Raw genomic sequence first — 14,290 nt, 5'->3', positions numbered from 1 at the left:
AGGGAGTGACCGGATGAAAATCATCATCCTCGGCGCAGGGCAGGTCGGCGGCACGCTGGCCGAGCATTTGGCCAGCGAAGCCAACGACATCACCGTGGTCGACACCGACGCGGAGCGCCTGCGGGATTTGGGCGACCGTTTGGACATCCGTACCGTACAGGGCCGTGCCTCGTTTCCTACGGTGCTGCGCCAGGCCGGTGCCGACGATGCCGACATGCTGGTGGCGGTCACCAACAGTGACGAGACCAACATGGTCGCCTGCCAGGTCGCACATACCCTGTTCCACACCCCGACCAAAATCGCCCGGGTGCGTGAGGCGGCCTACCTGACTCGCGCCGGGCTGTTCGACAACGACGCGATCCCGGTGGACGTGCTGATCAGCCCGGAACAGGTGGTGACCCACTACATCAAGCGCCTGATCGAACACCCGGGCGCCTTGCAGGTGATCGATTTCGCCGAAGGCAAGGCGCAGCTGGTGGCGGTCAAGGCGTACTACGGCGGGCCGTTGGTGGGCCAGCAACTGCGCCAGTTGCGCGAGCACATGCCCAACGTCGAGACACGGGTGGCGGCAATCTTCCGTCGCGACCGGCCGATCCTGCCTCAGGGCGATACGGTGATCGAAGCCGACGACGAAGTATTTTTCATCGCCGCCAAGGCGAATATTCGCGCGGTGATGAGTGAAATGCGCCGTCTGGATGAGACCTACAAACGCATCGTCATCGCGGGTGGCGGGCAGATCGGCGAACGCTTGGCCGAGGCCATCGAAAGCCGCTATCAGGTGAAGATCATCGAGATGAATCCGGCACGCTGCCGGTATTTGTCCGACACCCTCGACAGCACCGTGGTCCTGCAAGGCAGCGCCTCGGACCGTGACCTGCTGCTGGAAGAAAACATCGCCGATGCCGACATCTTCCTGGCCCTGACCAACGATGACGAAGCCAACATCATGTCGTCGTTGCTGGCCAAGCGGCTGGGGGCGAAGAAGGTGATGACCATCATCAACAACCCGGCCTATGTCGACCTGATCCAGGGCGGCGATATCGACATCGCCATCAGCCCGCAATTGGCAACCATCGGCACCTTGCTGGCCCACGTGCGGCGCGGCGATATCGTCAGTGTGCACTCGTTGCGCCGAGGCGCGGCGGAAGCCATCGAGGCGATTGCCCACGGCGACTCGAAGTCGAGCAAGGTGATTGGCAAGGCGATCCGCGATATTGGCTTGCCGCCGGGTACTACCATTGGCGCAATCATTCGCGATGAAGAAGTGATCATCGCCCACGACGACACGGTGATCGCCACCGGCGACCATGTGATTCTGTTCCTTGTGGATAAAAAACATATCCGCGATGTGGAGAAGCTGTTCCACGTGGGCCTGAGCTTTTTCTGATCAAACGGAGTGACCGACATGCTCGAATCCCTGGAAAAAATGCTCGCCAAGGGTGTGGATAATTCACTGCTGCGGTTTGGTTTGGGCAAGGGTTATCTGGATCTGAAGGACAATGCCAAGGCGGCGGAGCATTTGCAGAAGTGCGTCGAGTTTGATCCGAAGTATTCGGCGGCGTGGAAGCTGTTGGGCAAGGCGCAGTTGGGGCAGGGTGATAATGCTGCGGCGCGGTTGGCTTGGGAGAAGGGTATTGAAGCAGCCTTGGCCCATGGCGATAAGCAGGCCGAAAAAGAAATGACAGTGTTCCTGAAGAAACTCGACCGCCAGGCTTAGGCAGACCCCAATGTGGGAGCGGGCTTGCTCGCGAAGGGGTCGTGTCAGTCACCGAATTTGTGTCTGATATACCGCCTTCGCGAGCAAGCCCGCTCCCACATCAGTTTTGTGCCAACCTTGAGTCAGCCGTATATCAGTACCACCGCGCCTCACCCGGCGGGCGTTTCTTGAAGCGCTTCATGCTCCACATGTACTGGCTTGGGTAAGCGGCCACATACCGCTCCACCACCTTGCTCATTGCCGCACATGAAGTGGCGGTGTCGGTGCTGTACATATCTTCCGGCGCCGCTTCCAGGATCACTTTGTAGCCCGAGCCATCCGGCAGCCGCAGGGCATGCAGAAACACCCCAACCGCCTTGTGCCCCGCCAACATGTTCGGCACGAACTTGCTGGTCAGCGCCTGGGTAGCGAAGAACGGCACGAAGATCCCGGCGGACTCTGCCGGCTCCGGGTCGGCAGGAATGCCCACCTGGCCGCCTTTGCGCACTTCCTTGATGACACTGAGGATGCCTTCCTTGGTGGACGCCGCCACGCGGTTGCCCAGTTGCACCCGTTGCTTGCGCAGCAAGTCATCCACCGCCTTGAGCTTGGGCGGACGGTAGAAAATGATCGGTTTGCATTGGCTGCAATAGAAGTGGTTCAACACTTCCCAGTTGCCCAGGTGGCTGGTGATGCCCACCACGCCTTTACCCGAGGCCAGGGCTTCGTGCAGCACTTCCAGGCCTTCGACTTCGCGTACCAGATCGATGGAGCGCTGGGCCGGCCAGATCCAGGCGCAGGCACTTTCGGTCAGGGACTTGCCGATGTCCATCAAGCTGCGTCCAACGAGGCGCTCGCGCTCGGCCGGGTCCATGTCGGGGAAGCATTTGGACAGGTTGATCCGCACCGTCTCGCGGGAGCGGTTGGGGGTTTTCCACATGATCCAGCCAATCGCCGAACCGACCGCTTGCACCGCGCGCCAAGGCAGCAGGGCAAACAACCGAAGAGCGCCTACCAGCAAGGCGCCTTTAAACTTTTCCACAGGTCACTCCTGATCGTGTGTGGTGCGCAAAGCCGCCATTCTAACCGGCGTTGGCCAGGTCCGCGTAACGGTCGCAGTCCTGAGTGTGGTCCATGACCATGCCCGAGGCCTGCATGAACGCGTAACAGATGGTGGGTCCGACGAACGTAAAGCCGGCTTTTTTCAGGGATTTGCTCATGGCTTCCGCTTCAGGCGTAATCGCCGGAACCTGGCTGCGATCCTTGAAATGATTGACCTTGGGCACCCCTCCGACAAACGACCAGAGCAACCCCACCGGGTCCTCCAGCGCCAGCCAGGCGGCGGCATTGCGCCGAGTGGCATTGAGTTTCAGGCGGTTACGCACGATGCCCGGATCGAGCATCAGCGCTTCGATCTCGGCACCGCTCAGTTGGGCCAAACGCTGTGCATCAAAGCCAAACAAGACCTTTCGATAGTGCTCGCGTTTGCGTAAAACGGTGATCCAGGACAGGCCCGCCTGGAACCCTTCGAGCAAAAGCAACTCGAACAGTCCCTGCGCATCGCGCAGCGGCGTTCCCCACTCCTGATCGTGATAAGCCATGTACAGCGGATCTTCAGAACACCAAAAGCAGCGTGGCATAAGGCTCCAGGGGATGGTGGCGCGGCCGAATCGGGTATACTCCCGCTCTTTAAATCGCAGCCCAAGTAACAGGTGAATTTCGTGAGCCAGCCTACGCCAGCCGTGCGTACCTTCCAAGACTTGATCCTCGCCCTCCAGCAATACTGGGCCGAGCAAGGTTGTGTGGTACTTCAGCCCTACGATATGGAAGTAGGCGCCGGCACTTTCCACACCGCTACCTTCCTGCGGGCCATTGGCCCGGAAACCTGGAACGCCGCTTATGTGCAGCCCAGTCGTCGCCCGACTGACGGCCGCTACGGCGAAAACCCGAACCGCTTGCAGCACTACTACCAGTTCCAGGTGGTACTGAAGCCGAACCCGGACAACTTCCAGGAGCTGTACCTGGGCTCGCTGAAACATGTCGGCCTGGACCCGCTGGTCCACGACATCCGTTTCGTCGAAGACAACTGGGAATCGCCAACCCTGGGCGCCTGGGGCCTGGGCTGGGAAGTCTGGCTCAACGGCATGGAAGTGACGCAATTCACTTACTTCCAGCAAGCCGGTGGCATCGAGTGCTACCCGGTGACCGGCGAGATCACCTACGGTCTCGAGCGCCTGGCCATGTACCTGCAAGGCGTGGATTCGGTCTACGACCTGGTGTGGGCTGACGGCCCGTTCGGCAAGGTCACCTATGGCGATGTGTTCCACCAGAACGAAGTGGAGCAATCGACCTACAACTTTGAACACGCCAACGTCGAGAAACTGTTCGAGCTGTTCGACTTCTATGAAAGCGAAGCCAAGCGCCTGATCGAACTGGATCAGCCGCTGCCGTTGCCGAGCTATGAGATGGTTCTGAAGGCATCCCACACCTTCAACCTGCTGGATGCTCGCCGTGCCATCTCGGTCACCGCGCGCCAGCAATACATCCTGCGTGTACGCACCCTGGCGCGTTCCGTCGCCCAAGCCTACCTGCTGGCTCGCGCCAAGCTGGGCTTCCCGATGGCAACCCCGGACCTGCGTGATGAAGTGTTGGCTAAGCTGGAGGCTGCACAATGAGTGCTCAAGATTTCCTGGTTGAACTGGGCACCGAAGAGCTGCCTCCCAAGGCACTGAACACCCTGGCCGACGCGTTTCTGGCCGGTATCGAAAAAGGCCTGCAAACCGCTGGCCTGAAGTTCGCAGCGAAGAAGGTCTACGCCGCGCCGCGTCGCCTGGCGGTGTTGCTCACCGCGCTGGAAACCCAGCAGCCGGACCGCAGCATCAACCTCGACGGCCCGCCACGCCAGGCCGCCTTCGATGCTGAAGGCAACCCGACTCAAGCCGCCCTTGGTTTTGCCAAGAAGTGTGGCGTCGAGCTGAGCGAGATCGACCAGAGCGGCCCGAAACTGCGCTTCAGCCAGGTCATCACCGGTAAGCCGACTGCCAGCCTGTTGCCCACCATCGTTGAAGATTCCCTGAACGACCTGCCTATCCCGAAGCGCATGCGCTGGGGTGCCCGCAAGGAAGAGTTTGTGCGTCCGACCCAATGGCTGGTGATGCTGCTCGGTGACCAAGTCATCGACTGCACCATCCTCGCCCAAAAGGCCGGCCGTGATTCCCGTGGTCACCGTTTCCACCATCCTCAAGCCGTGCGCATCACCTCGCCGGCCAACTACGCTGCTGACCTGCGGGCTGCCTACGTGCTGGCCGATGCCAATGAGCGCCGCGAGCTGATCAGCAAGCGCACCGAAGAGCTGGCGCGCCTGCAGGAAGGCACCGCCATCGTGCCGCCAAGCCTGCTGGACGAAGTGACGGCTTTGGTTGAATGGCCAGTGCCGCTGGTGTGCTCGTTCGAGGAACGCTTCCTGGACGTGCCACAAGAAGCACTGATCACCACCATGCAGGACAACCAGAAGTATTTCTGCCTGCTGGACGTCGAGGGCAAGTTGCTGCCTCGGTTCATCACCGTGGCCAACATTGAAAGCAAGGACCCGCAGCAGATCATCGCCGGTAACGAGAAAGTCGTTCGTCCGCGCCTGACTGACGCCGAGTTCTTCTTCAAGCAAGACAAAAAGCAGAAGCTGGAAGACTTCAACCTGCGCCTGCAAAACGTGGTGTTCCAGGAAAAGCTCGGCAGCGTCTACGACAAGGCCGTGCGCGTTTCCAAGCTGGCGGCTTACATCGCGCCACGCATTGGTGGCGATGCTGCCTGGGCTGCGCGTGCCGGCCTGCTGTCCAAGTGCGACCTGGCCACCGAGATGGTTGGCGAGTTCCCGGAGATGCAAGGTGTTGCCGGTTACTACTACGCCCTCAATGATGGCGAGCCGGAAGACGTCGCCCTGGCGCTGAACGAGCAGTACATGCCGCGCGGTGCTGGCGCCGAGCTGCCGACCACCCTCACTGGTGCGGCCGTGGCCATCGCTGACAAACTGGATACCCTCGTCGGTATCTTCGGTATCGGCATGTTGCCTACCGGCAGCAAAGACCCGTATGCCCTGCGCCGTGCGGCCCTGGGTGTGCTGCGGATCCTGATCGACAAGAAACTCGACCTCGACCTGACCCAGGCCGTGGTGTTCGCTGTCGGCCAGTTCGGTGCCAAGGTCAAGCAAGCGGGCCTGGCCGAACAAGTGCTGGAGTTCGTCTTCGACCGCCTGCGTGCGCGTTACGAAGACGAAGGCGTGGACGTTTCGGTGTACCTGTCGGTACGTGCCCTGCAACCGGGTTCGGCGCTGGACTTCGACCAACGCGTGCAGGCCGTTCAGGCCTTCCGCAAGCTGCCGGAAGCCGGTGCCCTGGCCGCGGTGAACAAGCGCGTGTCGAACCTGCTGAGCAAGGCCGACAACCTCGGCAATGCCGAAGTCGACCCCGGCCTGTTTGCCGATGCCAAGGAGTTCTCGCTGAACTCGGCCATCGCCAAGGCAGAAAACGCAGTGAAGCCGCTGATCGCCGAACGTAACTACGCCGAAGCACTGGCGCGCCTGGCCACCTTGCGTGAGCCGGTGGATGCGTTCTTCGAAGCGGTGATGATCAATGCCGAAGAGGCGGGTGTGCGGAAAAACCGCTACGCCATGCTGGCGCGTCTGCGTGGCTTGTTCATCAATATCGCTGACATTTCCGTACTGGGCTGATCATGTTGAAACTGCTGATTCTCGATCGGGACGGAGTGATCAATTACGACTCCGACGCTTACATCAAATCGGTGGCGGAATGGATTCCACTGCCCGGCTCGATCGAGGCCATCGCGCAGTTGAGCAAAGCGGGCTGGACGGTGGCCATCGCCACCAACCAGTCCGGCATCGCCCGCGGCTACTACAACATCGCCACCCTCGACGCCATGCACGCGCGCCTGCGCATGTTGGTGGCCGAGCAGGGCGGTGAAATTGGGCTGGTGGTGTATTGCCCGCACGGCCCGGATGAAGGCTGCGATTGCCGCAAGCCCAAACCGGGTATGCTTAAAACTATTGCTGAACATTACAACGTGCCATTGGCTGGTCTATGGTTTGTCGGGGACAGCCTCGGTGACCTGGAAGCTGCCAAAGCCGTCGACTCTCAGCCAGTTTTGGTAAAAACCGGGAAAGGCGAAAAGACCCAGGCTAAAACCCTGCCGGTAGGTACCTTGATTTTTGACGATCTGGCGGCGGTTGCCGCAGAACTTATCAACAACTAGCAGCCCTTCTGACTTCCTGACCAAGGATTGTTCGGGAGCGCGCTTTTAACAGGCGGGCGTTGTCCCGCAACGGTAAATGCCGCCATGTCGATTTTGCAGGCCATCAGAACCTTCTTCTTTTACCTGCTGCTGGGCACCAGTTCTTTCCTCTGGTGCACCCTGAGCTTTTTTATCGCGCCTTTTCTGCCGTTCAAGGCGCGCTATCGTTTCATCAACGTCTTTTGGTGCAACTGCGCGTTGTGGTTGACCAAGGTGTTCCTGAACATTCGTTTCGAGATCAAGGGCGCCGAAAACGTCCCTGACCAGCCTTGCGTGATTCTGTCGAACCACCAGAGCACCTGGGAAACCTTCTTCCTGTCTGCGTACTTCTCGCCCCTGAGCCAGGTGCTCAAGCGTGAGCTGCTGTATGTGCCGTTCTTCGGCTGGGCCATGGCCATGCTGCGCCCGATCGCCATCGATCGCGACAACCCCAAGGCGGCACTCAAGCATGTGGCCAAGAAGGGCGACGAGCTGCTCAAGGACGGCGTTTGGGTGCTGATCTTCCCCGAAGGTACGCGAGTGCCCTACGGCACTGTGGGCAAGTTCTCACGTGGCGGTACGGCCTTGGCGGTGAACGCCGGCCTGCCGGTGCTGCCGATTGCCCACAACGCCGGCAAGTTCTGGCCAAAGACCGGCTGGGCCAAGCGTGAAGGCACCATCACTGTGGTGATTGGCGAACCGATGTATGCCGAGGGCGAAGGCCCACGCGCTATTGCAGCGCTGAACGACCGTGCCCAGGCTTGGAATGAAGCGCAACAAAGAGCCATGGGTTCGCTGCCGCCGGAGCCGGTTGTCGTCGACACTCCGGTGATTTGAGTTTCTGTGGATAACCTGTGTACGGTTTGTTGGCGAATTGCCCTTTTTCGCCTGTAGGCTTCTGATTTGATTACATATTTCTCAAGCTAATAAAACAGCAGAAAAGGTGCATAAGTTTTTTCCGCATTAAAAAACCGGTCCTTGAGACCGGTTTTTTATGCACAGGTAAAAAGCAACAGTTCACTCTTTCCATAACGGCAGTTGAAGGATGAAGGTCGTACCTTTATCCACCACACTTTCGCAGCCAATTCGCCCACCATGGCGATCCACGACGGCTTTGACCATGGTCAGGCCCAACCCCAATCCTTCACTGCCTTGAGCGGAGGCGAAGCGCCGGTATTGAGCGAAGAGTTCTGGCAAGTCCTGTGCAGCGATTCCTCGCCCCTGGTCGCTGATGCGGCATTCCAAACCATCCTCGCTGCTGGTCAGGCTCAACGTCACGGTGGTCCCCGAAGGACTGTATTTAACCGCGTTCTCCAACAGGTTGAACAAGGCACGGGTCAGCAGTGATTGATCGGCCCAGACCATTTCCTCACCGTCTTCATTCAGATCGTGAACCAGATGGATGCCTTTCAACTGGGTGTGCACCGCGACTTGATCAAATGCGTCGAGCACCAGCATGGCGAACAGGCTGGGCTGGAATTGGTAGCCGTCAGATTCGGCTTTCGCCAGCTGCACGAATGATTCGGTCAGGTTCAGGGCGCGACGGACTTGTTGTTCGATCTGGGCAAATATTGGCGTTGCAGTGTCCTGGACATCCAACAGGGCGAGGATCGCCGAATGCGGAGCACGCAGGTCGTGGGACAGAAAGCGCAGCAAGGTTTCCCGCTGCTGCTGGGCATCGCGCTCAATGCTCAGGTCTGTGAGGCTGAGTAGCCAGCCCAATGCCACGTCACCGTCCGCAGGCAGCAGCGGGGCCAGGTCGAGGCGCAGGCTACGGTTATGAGTGTCGCAGAATTCGACGATTTCCAGTGCCGACAGGGCAGGGCGAACGCCGTCCTGCAGCGGTGGGTACCCCAATGCCGCGAGCTGTTCCAAGAGGTTTTCCGCCACCAGCTCATTGCCGAATACATCACGGGCAATCCGGTTGGCCAGCAGGACGTTGCCCTTGGGATCGGTAATCAAGGTTGCTACCGGCAAACACTCCAGGCCATCGGCCATAAAGCGTCGCGTGTCCCGGGTACGGCTGACCGCTTGTTCCAGGGCAAAGATCCGTCCCTGTAATACATCACCTTGGCTGGCGGGCGCCCTACGCCGCTCCGGGAGCACTTTGGGTTCGTTGTCCAGGCGTGCCAGCTCCCAACCGAAGTAGGCCAGGATCACGCTCAGGCGCCGCCAGTTCCAGATCAGGTAGCTGAGCAACATGCCGATCAGGCAAGCCGCCGGGGACCACCAGTGGCCCAGGCGCAACAGCCCCCAAGAACCGAGCAGCGCGGCGCCCATGCAACCGAGGGTTAGCCAGAGTGCATAACGCGGACGAAACAACAGTGAGCCCAATAGCAGCGCGACCATGCCAGTGGCCAGCAGTGTCGCCATCCACGCGGGCAAGTCGACGATGCTACGCCCTTGCAGCAAGCCATTGAGGATGTTGGCCTGGATCTCCACACCGGGGGTGGTGCCGACGCTGGCTGACAGCGGCGTGACGTACCGGTCGCCCATCCCCGGCGCAGTGGCGCCGATCAGGATCAAGCGGTCTCTCAGCAGCTCAGGCGGCACCTCGCCACGTAATACGCTGACATATGGCACGCTGGGAAAGCCGGCATGGCTGGCGATGAACGGAATTCGAATGGAATTTTCACGCTGCCAGGTGTTGATGTCCGTCAGACCGAGCGCTCCCGGCATGACGGATGGCTGGCCACTCAGTTCAAACGCCAACCAAGCGAGTTGGGGCGTCATGTTGCCTGGCGGGCCTTCGCGCAAATACAGGCTTCGAACGATACCATCGCCGTCAGCTTCAACGTTGATATGGCCGACGCCCCTGGCACAATCGCGCAAGGGCAGCACCGGCAGGATTTGCGCCACAGGTTGGTCGTAGCGGGGCGTGCCTTCGCGAATCAACGGCAACAGAACAGTGCCGGCGTTGCACATCGCCTCGGCCAGGCGCAGGTCATTGGCCGGCTTCCGGGCGGGCTCACTAAAGATCACATCAAACAGAATACTCGTGGGTTTAGCGGCGCTCAGCCGATCAAGCAGGTCGGCGTGTACGCGCCGGGACCACGGCCATTGGCCGAGTTCCTTCAGGCTTCGGTCATCAATGGTCACCAGCAAAATGCGTGGATCCACCGGCAAAGGCGCCAGTCGGCGAAGGCTGTCATACAGCAGGTTGTTGAGAGAAAAGCCCGGGCTCAGGGACAGGAATGCCGTGATGGGTAACAGCAACAGGCTGACCCAGAGCCATTCGCGCACCAGGCCATTGAACAGGCGCTGAGCCTGAGTCGGTTGGCGCTTTTCAGCCCTGTGCCACAGCCTCACCGGCGAGCGTCCGGAGCGCTATTGCACGCGGTTCGCGGGCGGGTAATAGAAGATGTCATAGACCCCGGTTTCTCCCTCAAGCCCGTGTTCATCATAGGCTGACAAACGAACGTGATAGAACGATGCTTTGAGCCCAGTGAAGTGCATTTGCGGCTTGTCGGAAAAGTTTTCCTGCTTGATGTTGAGAAACTCCTTATCGGTCGCGACCTGAGCCCTGTAACGCTGGGCACCGGCCAAGGGACGCAGGAACAGGGTCCAAACCGGCGCATCGCCCTTCTGGCCGTCCTGGCCGACCAACCGTGGTGCATCAAGCAGTTCCACGGGTTTGAGTTCGCCTTGTTTTTTGAACGCCAGCCCCTGTCGCGCGTCGACTTTTACTTCGCCAGCAACCGGCCCGGTAATCGGCTTCTTCTTGATGGGCCGCGGGGTCGGCAGAGCGTCATCACGATTGACCGCTACTTGCCCATTGAGCACTTCCACCAGCGATTGTTCGCCATCGTTGCGCACACGGAAATGCGTGCCGCGCACACCCAGGACGCCCACCGGGGTCATGATCTGGAAACGGTCATAGTCGCTGGCACGCTTGATCACGTAAGCCTCGACCTGACCTTCTTCAAGAATCACCTGGGGAATGGACTGTTCTTCAACCAGGTGCAATCGGACCTGAGAACTGGACGGCAAGACGATCCGCGAACCGTCCCCCAGCAACAGGCTGACAAACGCGCCGGGTGAGGTTTTCACGCTCTCTTGTTCATCAACGAGCATGCCTTCTTCCAGGGCCGTGGACACCCCCTTGGCATCCAGTTTCCAGGCTTCGCCGGTCAGGTGCTGCACCGCCGCCGGCAGAGGCTGCGCGCGACACATCTGATTGTCATCGATATAGGGGGCGCGGGGAGGGGCGGGGCGTGCCAAGGCCGACAGACTCACTACGCCAAGCGTAATGATCAAGCCAGAACCCAACAGGGTAGAAACGGCAAAGCGGAATCGGCATGGGAAAAAGGTCATGGCGCTCATCAAGATTCTAGTTCTAATGGGTCATCAGAAAGCACGTTCAGGAAGCGTCTTGCGCGGGAAGACCTTGAATACCGCCTACGATACTCGATGAGGTATCCAGTCGATAGCCGAAATGTCTGGGGCGTGGGATCTATGCAGAAGATGACACATCCCTGTGCCGGAGCAATTCCCTCGCTCCAATCCGTGTGTCATCCAGCGACAGCGAATTTACCTACAAGATAGGTGCATCGGATCGATTCGCAACATTTGTTCAGATTTGGCGTTGCTTAAAACACCCAGCGTTGGTTCTGCTGTTGTTCGCTGAGCGGCTCAAAGGGTGAGCTGGCGAAGCCCATGCCGTTACCGGGTTCACTCAGGGTTTGACGCTCATCGAATGATGCAGGTATCACAGGCTTCGATGCCCCCACCGTTTCGGTCCCCAAGGTTGCCGCCATTACCACCAATACCAATCGCCCCCACACATTAATCTTTTCCAGAACAATCACACGTCTCGAAACAGCATAAAACCAGATTGCCATTGATCCTTTTCCTGAAGGTCTCGAGCCGGTATCTTCCCAGCTTGGGTATTGACGATTTCCAATGGCTACGGCCATTTGATATCAGCGTACCGAGAGATTCAGACGGCCTGAGAATCTGGCCATAATTGTTCAGATTCATGCCCGCATTCTTCAATAAGAAAGGACCCTGCCATGCGTGTCGCAATACTGGATGACGAACCTGCTGAACTGCGGCGGGTAGAACAGACACTGCGACAAATCCCCAGCGCTGCGGATCAGCCATGGACGCTGCACTGCTTCGAGCGTGGAGAAGACCTGCTGCGCCAATTGCGCCGGGATACCTTTGACCTGCTGATCCTGGACTGGCAACTGCCTGACCTCAGCGGCCTGGCATTATTGCGCTGGACCCGCGAGCACATGGAAGCTCCCCCGGCCGCCATCATGCTCACCAGCCGCGATGCCGAGAGCGATATCGTCCAGGCGTTGAACAGTGGCGCCGATGATTACGTCAGCAAACCGTTTCGCCCTAACGAGCTTAAGGCGCGGGTCAATGCAGTGCTGCGGCGCCACGGCCTGCAAAAGTCCGCGGCGAGCGAAGTGCTGACCTTCAACGACCTGACCTTTGATGATGCTGAGCTCACGGTAAGCAGGGCAGGGAAGCCCATCAGCCTGACGGAGCGCGAATACCGCCTGGCTCGCTGTCTGTTTGAGAATCTGGCGCGGCCGCTGTCTCGGGAGTATCTGTATGAGCGGTTCTGGACCCATGAGGAAATGGTGTCTTCGCGGCCGCTGGATACGCATATCTATCGGCTGCGCAATAAGCTCGGGCTGACTGCGGATCGGGGTTGGCAGTTGCTCACCATCTATGGGTATGGGTATCGGTTGGAGAGCGTGACAGCTGCCTCCGACGAGTGAGATGTTCCACGTGGAGCATTTATACATAAGAAACGCCTGTTCGCCTCACACAATATTTGGTTCCACGTGGAACGTGGGCACGCCGCCTCATGGTTGCTCCGAAGGCAGGCAGTCGAAAGATCTCTCGTCAGTAGCTTAATAAAGGCGTACTCCTTCCCCCCTTGGCAAAGTGTGCGGCGGCTATTTGAGATCTCCCAAAAAACTTTTCATCGAACTGACTGCGACTGAACAATTTTGTGAATAACGGCCTTCGTTATTTACATCGCACTCACGGCAGCAAGGTCGTCGATCGTTTGCGCACATAGCCACTGGCCGGAACCTCGGTGACTTGCACCGAGAGATCAACTTTATGTCGCAACAACGCAGGCGCGAAGATATCGGCCATCACCTCCAGCAGCGCCGTGCTGATCGCGCGACGCTGCTCATCGTCACCGGCCTTGCCGGTCACCGTGGAGACGTTGAGGTGGACGAAATGCTGGCGCTCGTCACAATCGCCAACGAACGCGTGGTCGTAGCTGACAAGACGGGTTTTGACCAGGTCCAGTCGCAACCCCGACACCTCCACCAGTGTTCGATGCAGACGCTGGCAGGCACTTTTGAAATCAACCTCGTCAGCCACCCCGGCGGTGTACTCAAGATAGACATGTGGCATGTTCAGTTCCCCTCACGTAATAGAACGCCGACCGGCAAGCGCCGGTCGGAGTACAAGGCTGTCAACGGGTCGGGATAACGGGAAACTTGGGGTGCTCCATGGGCATGTCGAGCGTCAGCCCAAGCGGATCGGTACGATGGTTCGAGGCGCCGGTGTAGCGCGCCGAAACCGGCAGCCACAGGGTGGAATACACCCAGCGCGGCACATTGGAGCTATTGGCGGGCGCCGCATGGATCACGTTCATGTCGTGCACCGTGGCATCGCCGGCCTTGAGTGCAATCGGCGGCGACATCTCGAACTCGTCCAGAACCCAAGGATGCTCGTCGAGCAAGGTCACGTTATCGCGGCGGTTGAAGTAACGCCCTAGCATGCCCGCCCGATGGCTGCGGCTGAGAAACTGCATGGTGCCCATCTCCGGCGTCAGGTCGACCAATGCGATCCAGATATTCAGCGCGCCCTGCCGATCCAAAGGATGGTGGGGAAAGTCCTGATGCCAAGGGGTGTCGCCACCGGCCTCGGACTCGGGGTTCTTGGCAAACACGTGGTCGGAATAGAACCGCACTTCCTCGCCCACCAGTTGCGAAGCAATGCTGGCCAACTGAGGCGAATGGCTGAGCGCCTTGATCTGCGGGCAGGTGCTGGAGACTTCATCCCAACGCGCATACCAACGGTAGGCATTCTCGATCTGCTTGCCCGGGTCGTCGCGATCGACCGTGCGCGCCACTTCGCCCATGCGGGTCTTGGCCTCCTGGAGCAACATCTGCACCGTCTCGGCGTTGATCACATTTTCCAGCTTCATCCACCCATTGGCCCGAAAATCCAGGATTTGCTGGGCATCCAGTTGGCGCGGCGCGTAGCCGGAATTTGCCTCGGTCTTCATGACTGCTTGCATGTTCAATCTCCATCGCTTCCAGGGTTTATTGA

14 protein-coding genes are annotated in these 14,290 nt (G+C 59.4%); 7 read left to right on the top strand and 7 right to left on the bottom strand.

From position 1 onward, the window contains the following. Window positions 1–13: 13 nt before the first annotated feature. Window positions 14–1,387, top strand: coding sequence for a Trk system potassium transporter TrkA (gene trkA, locus D109_RS0116930; RefSeq protein WP_003213611.1), 1,374 nt, complete (start codon window positions 14–16; stop codon window positions 1,385–1,387). A gap of 18 nt (window positions 1,388–1,405) precedes the next feature. Beyond that, window positions 1,406–1,717, top strand: a complete 312-nt coding sequence (locus D109_RS0116925) for a lipopolysaccharide assembly protein LapB (protein ID WP_003213608.1) — start codon at window positions 1,406–1,408, stop codon at window positions 1,715–1,717. 133 nt (window positions 1,718–1,850) lie between these two features. Here the strand turns inward: D109_RS0116925 and D109_RS0116920 are convergent, their stop codons facing one another. Continuing rightward, on the bottom strand, window positions 1,851–2,738 hold the full coding sequence (locus D109_RS0116920; RefSeq protein ID WP_017477923.1) for a lysophospholipid acyltransferase: 888 nt from the start codon (window positions 2,736–2,738) through the stop codon (window positions 1,851–1,853). A gap of 40 nt (window positions 2,739–2,778) precedes the next feature. Continuing rightward, window positions 2,779–3,336, bottom strand: coding sequence for a DNA-3-methyladenine glycosylase I (locus tag D109_RS0116915; protein ID WP_017477922.1), 558 nt, complete (start codon window positions 3,334–3,336; stop codon window positions 2,779–2,781). Window positions 3,337–3,417: 81 nt separating this feature from the next. On the opposite strand from D109_RS0116915, the gene glyQ reads away from it, so the two are divergent. The 4 genes from glyQ (at window position 3,418) to D109_RS0116895 (ending at window position 7,816) form a co-directional block, all read left to right on the top strand. Then, window positions 3,418–4,371, top strand: a complete 954-nt coding sequence (gene glyQ / locus D109_RS0116910; RefSeq protein ID WP_003213601.1) for a glycine--tRNA ligase subunit alpha — start codon at window positions 3,418–3,420, stop codon at window positions 4,369–4,371. Continuing rightward, complete coding sequence (glyS, locus tag D109_RS0116905; protein ID WP_017477921.1) at window positions 4,368–6,422, top strand: glycine--tRNA ligase subunit beta; 2,055 nt, start codon at window positions 4,368–4,370, stop codon at window positions 6,420–6,422. The genes glyQ and glyS overlap by 4 nt, the downstream gene beginning before the upstream one ends. Further along, a complete protein-coding gene (gmhB, locus tag D109_RS0116900) occupies window positions 6,422–6,961 on the top strand; it encodes a D-glycero-beta-D-manno-heptose 1,7-bisphosphate 7-phosphatase (protein ID WP_177325529.1) in 540 nt (179 codons plus the stop codon). Before glyS ends, gmhB begins: the two co-directional genes overlap by 1 nt. An 84-nt stretch (window positions 6,962–7,045) precedes the next feature. Beyond that, window positions 7,046–7,816 carry a 1-acyl-sn-glycerol-3-phosphate acyltransferase gene (locus D109_RS0116895; RefSeq protein WP_010168506.1) on the top strand — a complete coding sequence of 257 codons (771 nt, stop codon included), beginning with the start codon at window positions 7,046–7,048 and terminating at the stop codon, window positions 7,814–7,816. Window positions 7,817–7,996: 180 nt separating this feature from the next. On the opposite strand, the gene D109_RS0116890 is transcribed toward D109_RS0116895, so the two are convergent. The 3 genes from D109_RS0116890 to D109_RS0116880 all read right to left on the bottom strand — a co-directional run bounded on the left by D109_RS0116890 (window position 7,997) and on the right by D109_RS0116880 (window position 11,820). Then, a complete protein-coding gene (locus D109_RS0116890) occupies window positions 7,997–10,288 on the bottom strand; it encodes a CHASE2 domain-containing protein (protein WP_017477919.1) in 2,292 nt (763 codons plus the stop codon). Window positions 10,289–10,306: 18 nt separating this feature from the next. After that, on the bottom strand, window positions 10,307–11,302 hold the full coding sequence (locus D109_RS0116885) for a FecR domain-containing protein (protein ID WP_032868698.1): 996 nt from the start codon (window positions 11,300–11,302) through the stop codon (window positions 10,307–10,309). A gap of 266 nt (window positions 11,303–11,568) precedes the next feature. Next, a complete protein-coding gene (locus tag D109_RS0116880) occupies window positions 11,569–11,820 on the bottom strand; it encodes a hypothetical protein (RefSeq protein WP_017477917.1) in 252 nt (83 codons plus the stop codon). A 171-nt stretch (window positions 11,821–11,991) separates the two neighbouring features. On the opposite strand from D109_RS0116880, the gene D109_RS0116875 reads away from it, so the two are divergent. Beyond that, window positions 11,992–12,714 (top strand): response regulator transcription factor, encoded by a 723-nt coding sequence (locus tag D109_RS0116875; protein WP_017477916.1) that lies wholly within the window; start codon window positions 11,992–11,994, stop codon window positions 12,712–12,714. 268 nt (window positions 12,715–12,982) lie between these two features. Here D109_RS0116875 and D109_RS0116870 read toward each other — a convergent pair whose 3' ends face one another. Next, window positions 12,983–13,366 carry a hypothetical protein gene (locus tag D109_RS0116870; RefSeq protein ID WP_017477915.1) on the bottom strand — a complete coding sequence of 128 codons (384 nt, stop codon included), beginning with the start codon at window positions 13,364–13,366 and terminating at the stop codon, window positions 12,983–12,985. A 61-nt stretch (window positions 13,367–13,427) separates the two neighbouring features. Then, window positions 13,428–14,258 (bottom strand): phytanoyl-CoA dioxygenase family protein, encoded by an 831-nt coding sequence (locus D109_RS0116865; protein ID WP_017477914.1) that lies wholly within the window; start codon window positions 14,256–14,258, stop codon window positions 13,428–13,430. Window positions 14,259–14,290 lie beyond the last annotated feature (32 nt).

It is taken from the genome of Pseudomonas sp. PAMC 26793 (genome assembly GCF_000313235.1).
Lineage (GTDB): Bacteria > Pseudomonadota > Gammaproteobacteria > Pseudomonadales > Pseudomonadaceae > Aquipseudomonas > Aquipseudomonas yamanorum.
This window is presented reverse-complemented; position numbering and strand designations above follow the sequence as displayed.

Bases quoted from the DNA above. Each gene is read 5' to 3' on its own strand.
- trkA (WP_003213611.1), top strand. From the start codon at position 14: ATGAAAATCATCATCCTCGGCGCAGGGCAGGTCGGCGGCACGCTGGCC.
- D109_RS0116925 (WP_003213608.1), top strand. From the start codon at position 1,406: ATGCTCGAATCCCTGGAAAAAATGCTCGCCAAGGGTGTGGATAATTCA.
- D109_RS0116915 (WP_017477922.1), bottom strand. From the start codon at position 3,336: ATGCCACGCTGCTTTTGGTGTTCTGAAGATCCGCTGTACATGGCTTAT.
- glyS (WP_017477921.1), top strand. From the start codon at position 4,368: ATGAGTGCTCAAGATTTCCTGGTTGAACTGGGCACCGAAGAGCTGCCT.
- D109_RS0116895 (WP_010168506.1), top strand. From the start codon at position 7,046: ATGTCGATTTTGCAGGCCATCAGAACCTTCTTCTTTTACCTGCTGCTG.
- D109_RS0116885 (WP_032868698.1), bottom strand. From the start codon at position 11,302: ATGAGCGCCATGACCTTTTTCCCATGCCGATTCCGCTTTGCCGTTTCT.
- D109_RS0116880 (WP_017477917.1), bottom strand. From the start codon at position 11,820: ATGGCAATCTGGTTTTATGCTGTTTCGAGACGTGTGATTGTTCTGGAA.
- D109_RS0116875 (WP_017477916.1), top strand. From the start codon at position 11,992: ATGCGTGTCGCAATACTGGATGACGAACCTGCTGAACTGCGGCGGGTA.
- D109_RS0116870 (WP_017477915.1), bottom strand. From the start codon at position 13,366: ATGCCACATGTCTATCTTGAGTACACCGCCGGGGTGGCTGACGAGGTT.
- D109_RS0116865 (WP_017477914.1), bottom strand. From the start codon at position 14,258: ATGCAAGCAGTCATGAAGACCGAGGCAAATTCCGGCTACGCGCCGCGC.